Here is a 15,689-nt window from a genome sequence, read left to right on the forward strand (position 1 = left end):
GGCGCGCTCGGCGCCGGCCGGGTCGTCAAAAATCACCTGCGCGAAGTCTGGTCGGACGGGACGGAGCCGAGGTTAGCGGCCGCCTCCGGCACATCGCGAACGATTTTCCGGGCGGGCGCTCCGGCGGTCAGGGGGCGAGGAAGTCGGAGTCGCGGGCGTCGGTGACGGCCATGTGTCCGGGGGCGTGGCCGATCGCGAGCGGGGGCTTGGAGACCATCACGGCCGCCTGCGGGGTGACCCCGCAGGCCCAGAAGACGGGGACCTCGCCGGGACGCACGTCCACCGCGTCGCCGAAGTCGGGGGCGTCCAGGTCGGTGATGCCCAGGGCGGCGGGGTCGCCGACGTGGACGGGCGCGCCGTGCACGGCCGGGTACCGCGAGGTCACCCGGACGGCGTCGGCGACCTGGTTCGCCGGGACGGGACGCATCGACACCACCAGCGGGCCGCCGATGGCCCCGGCCGGGCGGCACGGGCGGTTCGTCCGGTACATGGGGACGTTGCGGCCCTGCTCGATGTGCCGGACGGGCACCCCGGCGGCCAGCAGCGCGTCCTCGAAGGTGAAGCTGCAGCCGATCAGGAAGGCCACCAGGTCGTCGCGCCACGCCTCGGACGCGTCGGTCACCTCGGCCACCGGCTCGCCGTCCCGGTAGACGACGTAGGCGGGCAGGTCGGTGCGCAGGTCGCCGCGGAACAGCGCGCAGGAGGTCTCCCCCGGCTCGGTCACGTCCAGCACGGGGCACGGCTTGGGGTTGCGCTGGGCGAACAGCAGGAAGTCGTAGGCGTGCTCGCGAGGGACGGCGATGAGGTTGGCCTGCGTCCAGCCCGCGCACCAGCCCGCGGTGGGGGTGCGCAGGCCGCCCCGGAACAGGGCGCGGGCCTCGTCGGGCGTCAGCATGGCCGAATCCTTCATCGGTGCCTCCGTGTGAAGTGGACCTGCACACCCGGCCGCAGCGCGCCGGGCAGAAGGGTCGGATCGGTACGTCCTATGAGCCGCCGGCCGCCCGGCGCCTCCATGGGGCAGAGGCCGCTGAACGGCCCGGCCGGCCCGACCGCCCCCGCGGGCACGCGGGGGCGGGGGTGGTGCGGCGGGGGATGCGCGGCCGCGGGTCTCCCCCGGTCAGGTACCCGAATCCGGGCGGTCAGCTCCACAGGTCGGCGATCCCGGTCAGGGAGTTGTAGCCCAGGTAGAGGGTGAGGACCCAGGCCACGGCGCCGAGGGCCAGCAGCCAGGCCGGGTAGCGGTAGCCGCCGAGCAGGTCGCGGCGGCGGGCCGCCGCCCACAGCAGCACGCCCAGCCCCACCGGCAGGATCAGGCCATTCAGCGCGCCCGCCAGGATCAGCAGCGTCACCGGGGTCTTGCCGAGGGCCAGGTAGATCAGCGTGGACACGACGATGAACGCGACCACCAGGCGGCTGCGGTTGCGTTCGATCCACGGCGCGAAGGACACCAGGAACGACACCGAGGTGTAGGAGGCGCCGATGACCGAGGTGATGGCGGCCGACCACATGATCACGCCGAAGACCCGCATGCCGGTGTCCCCGGCGGCGTGCTCGAAGGCCGACGCGGCCGGGTTGTCGGCGGCGAGCTTCGCGCCGCCCGCCACGACCCCGAGCACGGCCAGGAACAGCAGGGTCCGCATCAGCGCGGTGATCAGGATGCCGGTGATCGAGCTGCGGGTGATGCCGCGGATGTTCTCGGGGCCGCTCAGCCCGGACTCGATCATGCGGTGCGCGCCCGCGTAGACGATGTAGCCGCCGACGGTGCCGCCGATCAGCGTGGTGATCGTCAGGAACCGGACCTCCTCGGGCAGCACGGTCTGCCGCAGCGCGTCGCCCAGCGGCGGCCCGGACACCACCGCGACGTACAGCGTCATGAGGATCATGACGGCGCCCAGCACCACCACGATCCGGTCCATGGCGACCCCGGCGCGGCGGATCAGGAAGATGGCCACGGCCAGCGCCGCCGACACCGCCCCGCCGATCTTGACGTCCAGGCCGAACAGCGCGTTCAGGCCGAGCGCGCATCCGGCCACGTTGCCGATGTTGAACACCAGGCCGCCGAAGACGTCCAGCGCGGCCAGCAGGTATCCGGCGCCGGGGGCGACGTCGTTGGCCAGGTCCTGGGCGCGCCGTCCGGACACGCCGACGACGCGCCAGACGTTCAGCTGGATCGCGATGTCGACCAGCACCGACACCAGGATCGCGAAGGCGAAGGCGGCGCCGAGCTGGGCGGTGAAGGTGGTGGTCTGGGTGATGAACCCCGGACCGATGGCGCTGGTGGCCATCAGGAACATGGCGCCGACGAGCGCGCCGCGCGCCGGCGCCCGGGAGACGGGAGCGTTCGGCGACCGTGTGGTGCTCGGGTCCGTCATGGCTTCCCCTTGCGACGATCCGACTTTCCCGCAGCGTACGGATTGTTCAACAATCGAGCAATCCCCTAATCCTCGTATCCTTCAATTCACCACGTCCGGGCTACCCTGGCCGTGCATGGTTTCGGGTCGGTCACGGCGATGTTTCGTCCGGGGAAGGGAGCGCGATGCCCGTGCGGGAGCAGGTCGGGGAGCAGGCGGAGGGCCGCGGCGGGGACCGGGCACGGGACGGCGGATGGATCGCCAACATCGAGGCGGCGCGCGCGGACCTCGCCCGTTCCAGCACCGCCGCCCGCGTCGCCGGGCTGCTGCGCGAACAGATCATCGACGGCCTGCTCAAGCCCGGGGAGCGGCTGCCCGAGGGCAAGCTGCAGAAGGCCGCCGACGTGTCCCGCAACACCCTGCGCGAGGCGTTCCGGATGCTCGTCGAGGAACGGCTGCTGGTGTACCAGTTCAACCGGGGCGTGTTCGTGCGCCGCGTCACCCCGGGCGACGTCACCGACCTGTACCTGGTGCGGCGGATCCTGGAGTGCGAGGGCGTGCGGGCCGCCCCCGCGGCCGCGCCCGAGGCCCTCGCCCGCCTGGACGCAGCGGTGTCGCGGGGCGAGCGGGCCGCCGAACAGGGCCGCTGGCCCGAGGTCGGCGCCGCCGACATCCGCTTCCACGAGGCCGTCGGCGCGCTGGTCGGCAGCCGCCGGGTGGACGAGATGCTGTACCGCACGCTGACCGAGCTGCGCCTGGCCTTCCACGAGATGGTCTCGCCCCGCGAGTTCCACGAGCCCTACCTGCGGCGCAACCGGCTGCTCACCGAGCTGATCACGCACGGGCGGATCGAGGCGGCCGAACGCGAGCTGCGCGCCTACCTCGACGACGCCGAGGCCCAGTTGCTGCAGGCCTACGAGGCCGCCGACCGGTCCACCGCCGGCTGAGCCGGCGCCCCCCGCCGCCGGGGGGTGGAGCGGCCCCAACGTGGGAAGGCTGGATCTCGTACCACGCGATCGCGCAAATCTGGGGAGATCCATGAACACGGCAACGGGCGGGGGCGGCGGGGCCGTCCTGGAGGAGCTGGACCGCGAGGAGTGCCTGCGGCTGATCGCGCCGGGCGGCGTCGGCCGGGTCGCCTTCAACGACGGCGAGGGGCCCGCCGTGATCCCGGTGAACTACGTCGTCGACGACGGCACGGTGGTGTTCCGCACCGACCTGACCGGCCGTCTCAGCCAGGCGCTGCGCACCGCGTTGAAGGGCGCGCAGGTGCGGATCGCCTTCGAGGTCGACCGGATCGACGAGGTGCGGCACGAAGGCTGGAGCGTGATGCTGCGCGGGGGCGCCCGGCAGCTGTCGGACGACGAGTGCGTGACCGCCGCGCCCGTGGAGCCGTGGCCGGGCGGCGAGCGCGGCGCGCACATCCGCATGGTCCCGTCGGAGATCAGCGGCCGCCGCATCCACCACTGAGCCGCGTCACCACCGAACCGCCTCGGCCACCGAGCAGCCTCGGCCGCCGAGCCGCATCGAGCGCCGGACGCGACGCGACGGGCGGGGGCCGCGCGGCCCCCGCCCGTCATTCCCTCGGGTGGTTCAGGGCGTCACTCGTTGAACAGGCTGCCGTAGTCGGCCATCGCCATCGCCACGTCGGCCTGGGCCCAGAAGCGGTGGTAGTTGAACACCGGCGCCGTGGAGCTGGCGCCCGTGGCGTACGCCCACACGCGCTGGTAGTCGGGGTCGTTCTTGTAGAACGACCGGATGGACATGAACGTGGAGCTGGAGTTGATCGGGTCGCCGTTGGGCATCTTGCCGGTCCAGCCCGGGGGCACGTACACCGGGTCGGTGACGCGCTTGTAGTCGGCCTTGGTCTCCGGCACCGACACGCCCTTGGCGTCCTGGTGCCGCCACAGCGCGTCCAGCAGGTTCTTGGCGGTCTGCTTGGCCTGCGCGTGGTTCGCCTTGGCCGCGTAGTAGGTCAGCGTCCTGGCCAGCGCGGCGGTCACGCCGACGTCCTGGGTGTGGTCGACGACGGTGACGTGCAGCCCGGTGTTGGCGGGCGGCATGCCGCTGGTGCTGGACCAGTTGGCGTCCGGCTGTCCCTCCCAGCGCAGCGTGGAGGGAATCTGGTACTCGCCGGTCGACGCGTTGACCGTGGTGTTGTCCAGCACCCAGGCGACCCACTTGTCCATGATGGTCTTGGCGTCGGCGCTGCCGGTGGCGTAGTAGTACTCGGCGACGCGCTCCATCGACCACGCCTGGAACCCGAACCACTGGTTGCTGGGCGGGTCGTGGTAGACGGGCTGCCAGTCGTAGGCCATCCCGAAGAACTTGGTCAGGCCGGACGGCGGGGTGCTGTAGCTGCCGTCCCAGCTGTTGGTCACGCCTCCGGCGATGCCGCCCTCGGCCGACTGCAGCCACTTGTACAGCTGCATCTGCCGGGTGAGGCTGGTCGACCAGTCCGTCTTGGCCGTCGCGCCCTTGGGCGCCAGGGCCGAGTTGTTGACCAGGGCGTAGGCCGCCATCGGGTTCTGGTAGCCGAAGTGGGACGCGCCGTCGCCGATGCGCCAGGCCCAGCCCGCGCTGGTGTCCAGCGCGCCGCCCCAGGCGTAGTACCACGACAGCAGGTAGTGCGAGCTGTCCTTGCCGGAGCCGGCCGGGCAGGACGACGCCGGGTAGCAGTTGCCGATCTTCTTGAAGTACTTGTCGAAGAACGAGTACCGCAGGTAGTCGCCCAGCTTCCCGGCCTTGGCCACCGTGGCGGACACGTCGGCGCCCTTGTTCTGCGCCTTGGCCCACACGTCGGCCCAGTACGCGGCCTGGACCGCGCGCGCGTCGGCGTCGGGGGCGTTGGTGAACTTCCACTGCTTGGCGTAGCCGGCGTCCTTGGTGAACAGGTCCAGGTAGCCGTTGGTACCGCCGTACTTGAACGCGTCGCAGGTGGGCTGCGGGATCGTCTCGAACACCGACTCCTGCGAGCCGCGCTGGTAGGTGTTGATGTAGGACGGGCCGTCGGCGGACGGTCCGTTCTCGCAGCCGCCGCCCGGGGTGTTGCCGTAGCCGTAGACGTTGTCCACGTCCTGCAGCCAGTGCATGCCGTAGATGTCGTCGGTGCCGTACGCCGACTTCAGCTCACCGGCGATCGGGTCCTGCCCGACCGGGATGTTGCCGTCCAGTTGGGACGGGTAGTTGCTGGGGTCGGAGTGCTCCGGCGCGTAGGTGGCGGGCTTGTTCGCCTGGTAGAAGGAGTTGGTCGGCTGGTCGGCGTGGGTGGGGATCATGTACTTCTCCATCAACGCCCACGAGGCGTTGAACGGCGCCCAGTTCTGGGTCACCTTGCCGTACATGGCCTCCAGCCAGATCAGGTAGCTGTACGCCTCGGAGGTCGTCTCGTGCCCGTGGTCGGGGGCCTCCACCATGAAGGTCTCCACCGAGTGGTACGGGATGCCCTCGGGGCTGAAGTACCCGTTCGCCGGGTCCTTGATCTTGTTGTACTGGTCGAGGAACCGCTGCTGGTAGACACCGCCGCTGGTGTCGGCCTGGGCGACGGTGACCCGGGCCGCGGCGTAGCCGGTGGCCGTCGAGGTGAACGTGGCCGTGCCGGTGCCGCTCGCGGCGGCGCTGATCTCCACGTTCTGCGCGGTGGACCAGTTCTGCGGGGTGAAGGTGAGCTGGCCTCCGGCGCTGACGGTCAGCGCGGTGTTGCCGGACGTGCGGGCCGTGCTGACCGTGACGTTGGACGCCGGCGCCTTGGACAGCTTGACACCGTAGGTGACCTTGCCGCCCTGCGTGACCGTGAGCGTGGTCGGGCTGGCGACGATGCTCGCCTCCTCGGTCACCGTGATCCCGACCGGTGCCGACTCGGCGGTCGCGCCGGTGCTGTCGGTGACCTTGGCGTAGAGCGAGTAGTTGCCCGCCTGGGTCGGCGTCCAGTTCAGCGTGTACGGCGCGGTGGTGTCACCGGCCGCCAGCAGGCCGTCCTGGCTGTAGAACTCGACCTTGCTGACCGTGGCACCGGTCCCGGCCGTGGCGGTGGCCGCCAGCGGCACGGCGGCGCCCACCGAGTAGGTGGCGCCGGCGGCAGGACTGGTCAGCGTGACGGTCGGCGCGGCGGCCGTGTCGTTGCAGCGGGTGCCGTTGAGGAAGAACGCGGTCGGGTCGGCGTTGCCGCCGGAGTAGGTGAACTGCGCGCCCACGTTGACCGTCGCGCCGGACGCCAGCGCGCCGTTCCACCCGGCGTTCTTCACGCTGACCTGCTGCCCGGTCTGGGACCAGGTGCCGTTCCAGCCGTTGGTCAGCCGCTGGTTGCCGCCGTAGGAGTACGTCAGCTCCCAGCCGGACAGGGCGTCACCGGTGTTGGTGATGTCGAGGCTGGCGGTGAAGCCGTTGCCCCAGTCGTTCTTCTTGTAGACCACCTTGCAGCCCGCGGCGGCCTGCGCCGGTGCCGCCACGGCGGTGAACAGGCCGCCGAGCAGCACCAGCGCCGCGCTCACCGCGGTGAACGAGCGCCTTCGGTCGCGCCATCGCAATCGTCGTCTCACAGGGTTTCCTTTCGGGCAGGGCGGAGCCCGCCGCCGGCGCGGTGGAAGCGCCGGCGGCGTGCGCACTCGGGGTGAGCGGGGTCGGTCGGGCGCCTCTCCGGCGCCGGTGGGGCGGGCTCCGCCGGGCCCGGGCGGGGACGGCGGGGCGTCCCCCCGCTAGGCGGAATCTCGGACGATCAGCTTGGTCTTGAGCACGACGCCGCGGTCGGTCAGGCCCTTGCCGCCCATGCATGCGCGCAGCTCGCGCACGATGCGGGCGCCGAGGTCCTCGATCGGCTGGCGGACGGTGGTGAGCCGGGGCCGCACGCGCTGGGCGATCGGGGCGTCGTCGAACCCGACGACCGCGACGTCGTCGGGCACCCGGCGGCCGGCGCGGCGCAGCGCCCGCAGCGCGCCCACCGCCATCGGGTCGGACGCGCACAGCACGGCGTCCAGGTCGGGACGGCGGTCCAGCAGCCGGTTCATGGCGTGCTCGCCGGACAGCTGGCCGAAGTCGCCGCGGCCGATCAGGCCGGTGACGTCCAGGCCCGCCTCCTCGGCGGCGGCCCGGTACCCGGCGAGCCGGTCCACGCCCGCGGCCATGTCGGACGGCCCCGCGATGGTGGCCACCGCGCGCCGCCCGGAGGCGGCCAGGTGCCGCACGGCCGCGCGGGCGCCGCCGCGGTTGTCGGCGTCCACGTACGGCAGCGGCACGTCGCTGAGCGGCCGCCCGGCCAGCACCACCGGGGCCCCGGCGGCGGCGTGCACCAGCGCCGCCGGGTGGTCCCGGTGCGAGCTGATCAGCAGCACCCCGGCGGCGTGCCCGCCGCGCAGGTACTCGGCGGTGGTGCGCCACTCCTCCGGCCGTCCGGCCATGAGGATCACCAGCGGGGCGCGGCCGTCCAGCTCGCGTTTGACGCCCCACAGCACCCGGGCGAAGAACGGGTCGGCGAAGACGCGGGCGCTGTCCTCGCAGAACACCGCGGCGACGGCGCCGGAGGTGCGGGGCTCACGGGAGGCGGGGCGGCGGCGCACGTAGCCGAGCCGCTGCACCGCCTCCTCGACCTGCATGCGCGCGGTGCGGCTGACCCGGGTGGAGCCGCTGAGCACGCGGGAGGCGGTGGCCGGGGAGACACCGGCGAGCTCGGCGACGTGGGCCAGGGTCGGGGTTCGGCCGTCGGCCGGGGGACAGGCCGGACCGGCGGACGGTTCGGTGATCGTCACGCGTGCACTCCCTTCGGGTTCCCGGCCCGCGGGGGTGGCGGCCGGGAGGGGCGGGGGGTGTAGTGGGAGCGCTCCCAAGAATCCGTTCGCCGGTCAGCGCTGTCAAGAGAAATGTGGCAATCAGGTTAAGGCCCGGTTTCGGGCCGTTCCCCGATCACGATGACCGCCCCGCGAATCGGTGTTGATCAGCGAAAACGCACCGCACACCCGTTCGGGGACGACGTGAAAACCGTGAAAGAACGTGGAAGAACGCTTCTCGCCGCGCCGCGGCCGGTTTAGGTTCGGCCTCGAAATCGAGAGTGTGGGAGCGCTCCCATCAATCGGACGAGGAGGTCGGATGCGGGCACGGGCGACGAGCCCCGCGACGGGCCCCGCGAGGGGCCGCGTGCTGAAGGCGCTCGCGGCGCTGGCCGGGGCGTCGGCGGTCGCGCTGGCGCTCGTCGCCGCCTGCGCCGGCGGCGACGGCCACCGGCACCACGGCCGGCACGGCGCGGCCGCGGCGCGCTTCCCGCACGACGCGGCCACGCTGCTGGCCGCCGGCACCGGCAACCTGGAGGGCTCGGCGTCGTTCCGGCTCACCATGCGGGTCGCCATGCCCGGCGGCGACGGCCGTCCCGCCCACCGGATGGACATGACCGGCGTGTGGGACGCGCGGCGGCCCGCGGGCCGCATGGACGGCGTCCTCAGGGACGCCCGCGCCACCGTGCTGTCGATCGACGGCACCGAGTACGTCTCGCTGCCGCCCGCGCTGCAGCGCCGGACCGGCCGCAGCTGGCTGCGCGCGGCCCGCGGCACCCGCACCTTCGCCGGGTTCTCCGACCCGCACCGCGTCGCGATGGTCCTGCGCGCCGCGACGCGTCCCGCCGCGTCCGGCACGCCGGGCGGCATCTGGCACGTGCGGGGCGAGATCGACCGGGACGCGGCGCTCAAGGCGAGCCCCGACCCGGCGCTGAAGGAGTTCGTGCGGCTGCTGCCGTCCCGGACCGGCTTCGACCTGTGGACCGACGACGCCGGACGGCCCGGCCGGGTGCGGCTCACCCTGCCCGCCGGAGGGCAGGCCGGGGCCGGGTCCGGCGGGACGTCGGGGAAGAAGGCGTCCCAGGCCAAGACCGTCCAGGGAACGGTCGAGCTGTCGGCGTTCGGCGCCCGGCCCCAGGTCGCCGAGCCGACGGCCGCGCAGATCCTCACCTCCCCTCCCGAGGGGACCAGGTGACGGCGCCCGCGACCGGTCCGGGGACCGGGCCGCGCGCACCGCGCTCGGCGGCCCGCCCGGGCGCGCCGGGCGGACCGCCAGGCCAGCGTCCACCCGAGCCGCGTCGCTCCCACTACGGACGGCCGGCGGCGGCCGTGGCCTTTGACTCTCTGTCGTCCCACCCACCCAGAAAGGTTGCCGAACACCGATGACCCGCCCCTGTCCGCCCATCCCCCACCCCCGAGGAGGACCCCGATGAGAAGGATCGCGCGCCGCGGCGTCGCCTCCGGAGCCGCAGCGCTGCTGCTGGCCTCCGGTGCGGTCGCCGTGGCCAACACCCAGGCGGCCGCCGCCGCGGGCTGCAAGGTGAGCTACACGGTCAACCAGTGGGGCACCGGCTTCACCGCGAACGTGGCGATCACCAACCTGGGCGACGCGCTGAGCAACTGGACGCTGGAGTGGGACTTCTCCGGCGACCAGCGGATCACCGGCAGCTGGAACAGCTCCTACACCCAGTCCGGGCAGCACGCCACGCTGAAGAACGCCTCCTACAACGCCGCGCTGGCGACCGGCGCCACGGTCACGCCCGGCTTCCAGGCGACCTACTCGGGCACCAACGCGATCCCGACCACGTTCAAGCTGAACGGCACCACCTGCACCGGCACCACCACCCCGACCGACCCGCCGACGGATCCGCCCACCGACCCGCCGGCCGGCAGCCGCGTCGACAACCCGTACGCGGGCGCCAAGGTCTACGTCAACCCCGACTGGGCGGCCAAGGCCAACGCCGAGCCCGGCGGCAACCGCATCTCCAACCAGCCCACCGGCGTGTGGATGGACCGCCGGGCCGCGATCGCCGGCACCTCCGGCGCCCGCGGCCTGCGCGCCCACCTCGACACCGCGCTGCAGCAGGGCGCCAACGTCATCCAGGTCGTCGTCTACAACCTGCCCGGCCGTGACTGCTCCGCGCTGGCGTCCAACGGCGAGCTGGGGCCCAACGACCTGGCCACCTACCAGACCGAGTTCATCGACCCGATCGCGGCGATCTTCAAGGATCCCAAGTACGCCAATCTGCGGATCGTCACGGTCGTCGAGATCGACTCGCTGCCCAACCTGATCACCAACGTGTCGCCGCGGCCGACCGCCACCGCCAACTGCGACACGATGAAGGCCAACGGCAACTACCAGAAGGGCATCGCCTACGCCCTGAAGACGCTCGGCGCCATTCCGAACGTCTACAACTACATCGACATCGGCCACCACGGCTGGATCGGCTGGGACGACAACTTCGGCCCGACCGCCGACCTGCTCGCCCAGGTCGGCCGCGACTCGGGCGCGATGTCGAACGTGCACGGATTCATCACCAACACCGCCAACTACGGCGCGACGACCGAGCCCTACTTCTCCATCAACGACAACATCGCCGGCAAGTCGGTGCGCGAGTCCAAGTGGGTGGACTGGAACCGCTACACCGACGAGCAGTCCTACGCCCTGGCCATGCGGCAGCGGCTCATCCAGGCCGGCTTCGACAGCGGCATCGGCATGCTGATCGACACCTCCCGCAACGGCTGGGGCGGCTCCGCCCGCCCGACCGGACCGGGCCCGCAGACCAGCGTGGACGCCTACGTCGACGGCGGACGCCTGGACCGCCGCATCCACCTGGGCAACTGGTGCAACCAGAAGGGCGCCGGCCTCGGCGAGCGCCCGAAGGCCGCCCCGGTGGCCGGCATCGACGCCTACGTGTGGATGAAGCCGCCGGGCGAGTCCGACGGCGCCAGCAAGGAGATCCCCAACGACGAGGGCAAGGGCTTCGACCGGATGTGCGACCCCACGTACACCGGCAACCCGCGCAACAACAACAACATGTCCGGCGCGCTGCCCGACGCGCCCCTGTCCGGGCACTGGTTCTCCGCCCAGTTCCAGGAACTGATGCGCAACGCCTACCCGCCGCTCCCCTGACCCGGTGAGCGCATGACCAAGGGCCCGACGCGTCCCCCGCGTCGGGCCCTTCCGTCCGTTGATACGGTCGTCGTATGAGCGACCGGGGGGCCGACGCACCGATCGCCGGACGGCAGAACGCGCCGAGCGCGCACCAGCTCCACCTGTTCCTCACGCTCGCCGAGGAGCTGCACTTCCGCCGCTCCGCCCAGCGGGTCTTCATGTCGCAGGGCGCCTTCTCCCAGCAGATCAGCGCGCTGGAGCGCCGGCTGGGCGTGCCGCTGGTCGAGCGGACGACGCGGCGGGTGTCCCTCACCCGCGCGGGCGCCGAGCTGGTGCCCTACGCCCGCGCGGTGCTCACCGCGTTCGACGAGCTGCGGCAGGCCGCCGAACGGCACCGGGACGCCGCCGCCGGACGCGCGGTCATCGGCGCGTCGGAGGCGGTCACCGCGGTGCCGCCCGTACCGGCGGTGCTGAACGGGCTGCGCGAGCGGCTTCCCGGCCTGGACATCCGCGTGCTGCGGACGGGGTTCGCCGAGTCGCCGCAGGCGGTGCTGAAGGGGGAGGTCGACGCGGCGCTGGTGTTCCTGCCGGTGCCCGCCGGGATCCGCGCGCTGCCGCTGGCCACCGGGCCGCGGTGCGCGGCGATGCCCTCCGACGACCCGCTGGCCGGCAAGGACGCGGTGTCGCTGGCGGATCTGGCCGACCGCCCCGTCGTCGGCCTGTCCCCCGGCGTGCCCAGGGTGTGCCGGGACTACTGGTCGGCCGATCCGCGGCCCGAAGGCGGGCCCGTCCGCCGCACCTCCCACCGCGTCACCGACCTGGAGTCCCTGCTGTCGCTGGTCGCGCTGGGCGAGGGCATCGGGTTCGTCCCGTCCCTGGCCCGCGAGATGTATCCGCGGCCGGGCGTGTCGTACGTCGACGTGACCGACCTGCCGCCGTGGACGAGCGCGCTGGCGTGGCTGCCCGAGAACGGCGACCGTCCCGCCGTCGCGGCCCTGCGCCAGGCCGCCCGCGCCGCCCTGCGGGAGTCCGGCGGCGCCCCGCTACACGCGTGACGGGAACAGCCATTCGAGCGCGTGCAGACTTTTGCGCAGGTACTTCTCGTCGCCGGTCTCGATCCCGAACGCCATGTCCTCCAGGACCCCGCACCGGGCGTAGAACACCGCGCGCTCCGCGGGCTCGCCGCTTCCGTACCCGCGCAGCGCCGCGTCGAGCGCCTCGGGCCCGAGGTCCCGGTACAGCTTGCCGAAGTCGACGGCCGGGTCGGTGATCGCCGCGTCGCTCCAGTCAATGACGCCGGTCACGCGCGCCCCGTCGGCGAGCACGTGCTCGATGCCCAGGTCGTTGTGGGAGAACACCAGATCCGTGCCGCCTTCGGGGGGCGGCGCCGCCAGGAACCTCTCCACGCCCGGACGGTGCTCCTCGGGCACTTCCTCGACGAGTTCCGCGTACGTCTCCGCGGCCTCCTGCAGCCATATGTCCGTCGGCTCGTCGTCCACCTCGGCGAATTCCGACACCCGGCTCACCGGCACGTCGTGCAGGGCGCGCAGGAATTCACCGAGCACTTCCGCGACGGCCGCTGCCGGCCTTTCCACGTTGATCAATGGAACGCCGGGGAGTTTGGCGTACGCCAGGCATCCCAGTTCCGCGGCGACGAATTTCGGCTCGGGAACGGGCAGCGGTGAGATCCCGGCGACGAAGCCGAGCAGCGCGGCCTCCCGCCGCACCTTCCCGGCCCGGCTCTCCGGGTCGTCGTCCTTGGCGAACCGCACGATCAGCTCGCCGTTGACCTCGTAGGCGACGTTGTCCTCGCCCTCGCCGAGCGCCGCCACCGATTCGACCGGATATCCGGGCAGGTGCTCGCCCAGCACGTCACGAACGTCCACGCCGCCCATTGTGTCGTTTCCGGTCAGCGGGGTGCGCCGAGGCCGTGCAGGAGGGTGTCGACGATCCGGGTGGCGAGGGCGTCGATGTCGCCGTCGGGGGCGGTGCCGCCGTGGGTCACCTCGCCGATGAGCGCGTAGTAGCAGCGGCGGGCCCACTCCAGGTCGACGTCGGCGCGCAGCAGGCCCTCGGCGCGGGCGCGCCGGAAGAAGCGGTCGCAGCGGTCGATCACGTCGGCGTGCACGCGGGCGATCTCGGGGTTGGCCGAGGCGGCGGCCCGGGCCATCGCGTAGTTCCAGTCGAGCTTGACGCGCAGCACGCTGGCGGTGACCCGGTGCAGCACGACCAGCGGCGGCGCCGTGTCGGAGATCTCGACGGCTGCGGCGAACTGCTCGGTGGCCCACGCGGTGAGCGCCTCGATCAGCGCCTCGCGGGTGGCGAAGCGCCGGTGCACGGTGGTGCGGGCGACCCCGGCGGCCTCGGCGATCTGCTCCATGGTCGCCGCGGGGTCGGCGGACAGCACCCGCTCGGCCGCCTCCAGGATCGCCCGCACGGTCCGCTCGGCGTCGGCGCGCAGCGGCTTGCGAAGGTGCTGTGACGTCACGCGACCAAGACTAGCGCGTGGCCGTTGCGACCCGACTTGCATCATCAGTGTTGCAAGTTCTACGGTGATGGCGTCTTCAGTGATGCGGATGGGAGCGAGTCATGGATTTGCGGCTGGACGGCAGGACCGCGGTGGTCACCGGCGCGAGCAAGGGGATCGGCCTGGCCACGGTCGAGCGGCTGACCGAGGAGGGCATGCGGGTGGTGGCCGCCGCGCGCACCGTCACACCCGAGCTGGAGAAGACCGACGCGATCACCGTCACCGTCGACCTGTCCACCCCGGACGGGCCGCGGCGGCTGATCGAGCGGGCGCTGGACGAGCTGGGCGACCTGGACCTGCTGGTCAACAACGTCGGCGGCGGCGACGGCGGCAGCGGCATGACCGCGGGCTTCCTCGACCTGGACGATGACCTCTGGCAGGCCACCTTCGAGCTGAACCTGTTCGCGGCGGTGCGGGCGACCCGGGCCGCGCTGCCGAGCCTGCTGCGTCGGCGCGGCGTCATCGTCAACGTCTCGTCCGTCGGCGCGCGCCTGCCGCACACCGGGCCGATGCCGTACACGACGGCGAAGGCGGCGCTGACGGCGTTCGGCAAGGCGCTGGACGAGGAGTTCGGGCCGCAGGGGGTGCGCGTCGCCACCGTCTCCCCCGGCCCGGTGCGCACCGCCATGTGGGAGTCGCCGGACGGCTACGGCGCCGAGCTCGCCAAGGCGTACGGGATGGAACGCGAGCAACTCGTGGCCGGGATGCCACAGGTCATGGGCATGACCACCGGCAGGATCACCGAACCCGGGGAGGTCGGCGCGCTCATCGCCTACCTCGCCTCGCCGCTGGCGGCGAGCATCGCCGGCGCCGACGTGGCCATCGACGGCGGCGCCCGCAAGACCGCCTGACCCGGCCGGCGTCGCACGCCCCGGACATGACCGCGCCCCCTCGCCGCGACGGCGAGGGGGCGTTCCCGGACGTGGATCAGGACGGGGATCAGATCTTGCCGACGCCGGCGCCCGCCGTGACCGTGGCCTTGACGTTGGCCGCGTTCTCACGGGTGTAGGAGTACGGGATCGCCGCCACCGAACCGGGGTTGCGGGTGACGATCGCACCCGAGTTCACGAAGTGGTTGCCGGCCTCGCGGATGTTGCCCTCGTCGGAGTCGCCCTCCTGGATGGAGGTGGGACGGCGGACGTTCTCGAAGTAGTTCCCCTCGACGAACACGCCCGCGCCCATGGTGGACGCGGCGCCGTAACTGCCGATGTTGCTGTAGTAGTTGTTCAGCACGTGCACCGGGTTGGCGAAGCGCACGCGCGGGTGGCGCTGGTTGGTGCCCTGGAACCAGTTGTGCACGTAGGTGACCCGCAGGTGGCCCCGGTCCTGGGAGGCGTTGTCGTCGGAGTGGCCGACCAGCGAGGTCTTGTCGTGGTCGTGGAAGCGGTTCCACGACACGGTGACGAAGTCCGAGCCGCGCTTGATGTCGAGCAGGCCGTCATTGGCGCCCGACAGGTCGTTGTGGTCGATCCACACGTTGGTCGAGCCGTCCTGCAGGTTGATGGCGTCGTCGCCGGCGCCGGTGAAGGTCAGGTTGCGGATGATGACGTTGCGGACGCCGTCGATGTCCAGGCCGCCGCCGGTGATGCGGCCGTTGGTGCCCACACCGACGATCGTCTTGTCGGAGGCCACGTCCTGCATGCCAGACAGCGAGATGGTGCCGTTCACCTGGATGACGTACCGGCCGGACGCCTTGGCGTACTGCAGGAACTGCGAGGCGTTGCTGACCGTCACCGTGGTGCCGCCGGCGCCGCCGGTGGTGCCGCCGTTCTGGGCCGCGTAGCCGACGGGGCTGTTCTCCGCGGCGGCGGCGACGGGACCGGCGTTCAGTTGGGCCTCGGCCGAGCCGTAGGAGCCGGCGGCCACGGTGACGCCCGAGGCGACGACGGATGCGGCGGCGAGTCCGAGCACGGTCCTTCTCATGGGGATTCCTCCTC

14 protein-coding genes are annotated in these 15,689 nt (G+C 72.4%); 6 read left to right on the top strand and 8 right to left on the bottom strand.

Translation table 11 applies throughout. From position 1 onward, the window contains the following. Window positions 1–127: 127 nt before the first annotated feature. Genes ABZ801_RS19620 through ABZ801_RS19630 form a run of 3 tightly spaced genes read right to left on the bottom strand, consistent with a single transcriptional unit; the run spans window position 128 to window position 2,372 of the window. On the bottom strand, window positions 128–910 hold the full coding sequence (locus ABZ801_RS19620; RefSeq protein WP_360699452.1) for a putative hydro-lyase: 783 nt from the start codon (window positions 908–910) through the stop codon (window positions 128–130). Next, entirely contained in the window at window positions 907–1,149 is a 243-nt protein-coding gene (locus ABZ801_RS19625) for a carboxyltransferase domain-containing protein (RefSeq protein ID WP_360699454.1), read from the bottom strand. The genes ABZ801_RS19620 and ABZ801_RS19625 overlap by 4 nt, the downstream gene beginning before the upstream one ends. Then, on the bottom strand, window positions 1,140–2,372 hold the full coding sequence (locus ABZ801_RS19630) for an NRAMP family divalent metal transporter (protein ID WP_344956483.1): 1,233 nt from the start codon (window positions 2,370–2,372) through the stop codon (window positions 1,140–1,142). The genes ABZ801_RS19625 and ABZ801_RS19630 overlap by 10 nt, the downstream gene beginning before the upstream one ends. 164 nt (window positions 2,373–2,536) lie before the next feature. On the opposite strand from ABZ801_RS19630, the gene ABZ801_RS19635 reads away from it, so the two are divergent. Together ABZ801_RS19635 and ABZ801_RS19640 are read left to right on the top strand one after the other, a co-directional pair. Next, a complete protein-coding gene (locus ABZ801_RS19635; protein ID WP_344956481.1) occupies window positions 2,537–3,298 on the top strand; it encodes a GntR family transcriptional regulator in 762 nt (253 codons plus the stop codon). 91 nt (window positions 3,299–3,389) lie between these two features. Then, window positions 3,390–3,821, top strand: a complete 432-nt coding sequence (locus ABZ801_RS19640) for a pyridoxamine 5'-phosphate oxidase family protein (RefSeq protein ID WP_344956479.1) — start codon at window positions 3,390–3,392, stop codon at window positions 3,819–3,821. Window positions 3,822–3,952: 131 nt separating this feature from the next. Here ABZ801_RS19640 and ABZ801_RS19645 read toward each other — a convergent pair whose 3' ends face one another. After that, window positions 3,953–6,889 (bottom strand): glycoside hydrolase family 48 protein, encoded by a 2,937-nt coding sequence (locus tag ABZ801_RS19645; RefSeq protein WP_360699457.1) that lies wholly within the window; start codon window positions 6,887–6,889, stop codon window positions 3,953–3,955. 156 nt (window positions 6,890–7,045) lie between these two features. Beyond that, entirely contained in the window at window positions 7,046–8,092 is a 1,047-nt protein-coding gene (locus ABZ801_RS19650; RefSeq protein WP_344956475.1) for a LacI family DNA-binding transcriptional regulator, read from the bottom strand. A gap of 385 nt (window positions 8,093–8,477) precedes the next feature. Here ABZ801_RS19650 and ABZ801_RS19655 point away from each other — a divergent pair, with 385 nt between their 5' ends. The 3 genes from ABZ801_RS19655 (at window position 8,478) to ABZ801_RS19665 (ending at window position 12,280) form a co-directional block, all read left to right on the top strand. Next, on the top strand, window positions 8,478–9,305 hold the full coding sequence (locus ABZ801_RS19655; protein WP_360699459.1) for a hypothetical protein: 828 nt from the start codon (window positions 8,478–8,480) through the stop codon (window positions 9,303–9,305). A gap of 234 nt (window positions 9,306–9,539) precedes the next feature. Next, window positions 9,540–11,243, top strand: coding sequence for a glycoside hydrolase family 6 protein (locus tag ABZ801_RS19660; RefSeq protein ID WP_360699461.1), 1,704 nt, complete (start codon window positions 9,540–9,542; stop codon window positions 11,241–11,243). 74 nt (window positions 11,244–11,317) lie between these two features. After that, window positions 11,318–12,280: a LysR family transcriptional regulator gene (locus tag ABZ801_RS19665; protein WP_360699463.1), complete on the top strand. Its 963-nt coding sequence runs from the start codon at window positions 11,318–11,320 to the stop codon at window positions 12,278–12,280. On the opposite strand, the gene ABZ801_RS19670 is transcribed toward ABZ801_RS19665, so the two are convergent. Further along, on the bottom strand, window positions 12,269–13,111 hold the full coding sequence (locus ABZ801_RS19670; protein ID WP_360699465.1) for an aminoglycoside phosphotransferase family protein: 843 nt from the start codon (window positions 13,109–13,111) through the stop codon (window positions 12,269–12,271). The two genes, ABZ801_RS19665 and ABZ801_RS19670, sit on opposite strands and share 12 nt — an antisense overlap. A 23-nt stretch (window positions 13,112–13,134) precedes the next feature. After that, the gene (locus ABZ801_RS19675) at window positions 13,135–13,713 is read right to left on the bottom strand and encodes a helix-turn-helix domain-containing protein (protein WP_360699467.1); all 579 of its coding nucleotides are present in this window, start codon (window positions 13,711–13,713) and stop codon (window positions 13,135–13,137) included. Window positions 13,714–13,814: 101 nt separating this feature from the next. Here ABZ801_RS19675 and ABZ801_RS19680 point away from each other — a divergent pair, with 101 nt between their 5' ends. Next, complete coding sequence (locus ABZ801_RS19680; protein WP_360699469.1) at window positions 13,815–14,603, top strand: oxidoreductase; 789 nt, start codon at window positions 13,815–13,817, stop codon at window positions 14,601–14,603. An 88-nt stretch (window positions 14,604–14,691) separates the two neighbouring features. Here the strand turns inward: ABZ801_RS19680 and ABZ801_RS19685 are convergent, their stop codons facing one another. Beyond that, window positions 14,692–15,675: a right-handed parallel beta-helix repeat-containing protein gene (locus ABZ801_RS19685; protein WP_360699471.1), complete on the bottom strand. Its 984-nt coding sequence runs from the start codon at window positions 15,673–15,675 to the stop codon at window positions 14,692–14,694. Window positions 15,676–15,689 lie beyond the last annotated feature (14 nt).

This window comes from Actinomadura sp. NPDC047616, from assembly GCF_040642915.1.
Taxonomy (GTDB): Bacteria; Actinomycetota; Actinomycetes; order Streptosporangiales; family Streptosporangiaceae; genus Spirillospora; species Spirillospora miaoliensis.

Excerpts from the sequence above, each read along its gene's own strand:
- ABZ801_RS19620 (WP_360699452.1), bottom strand. The coding sequence starts at position 910 with ATGAAGGATTCGGCCATGCTGACGCCCGACGAGGCCCGCGCCCTGTTC.
- ABZ801_RS19635 (WP_344956481.1), top strand. The coding sequence starts at position 2,537 with ATGCCCGTGCGGGAGCAGGTCGGGGAGCAGGCGGAGGGCCGCGGCGGG.
- ABZ801_RS19640 (WP_344956479.1), top strand. The coding sequence starts at position 3,390 with ATGAACACGGCAACGGGCGGGGGCGGCGGGGCCGTCCTGGAGGAGCTG.
- ABZ801_RS19660 (WP_360699461.1), top strand. The coding sequence starts at position 9,540 with ATGAGAAGGATCGCGCGCCGCGGCGTCGCCTCCGGAGCCGCAGCGCTG.
- ABZ801_RS19665 (WP_360699463.1), top strand. The coding sequence starts at position 11,318 with ATGAGCGACCGGGGGGCCGACGCACCGATCGCCGGACGGCAGAACGCG.
- ABZ801_RS19685 (WP_360699471.1), bottom strand. The coding sequence starts at position 15,675 with ATGAGAAGGACCGTGCTCGGACTCGCCGCCGCATCCGTCGTCGCCTCG.
- ABZ801_RS19630 (WP_344956483.1), bottom strand. The coding sequence starts at position 2,372 with ATGACGGACCCGAGCACCACACGGTCGCCGAACGCTCCCGTCTCCCGG.
- ABZ801_RS19680 (WP_360699469.1), top strand. The coding sequence starts at position 13,815 with ATGGATTTGCGGCTGGACGGCAGGACCGCGGTGGTCACCGGCGCGAGC.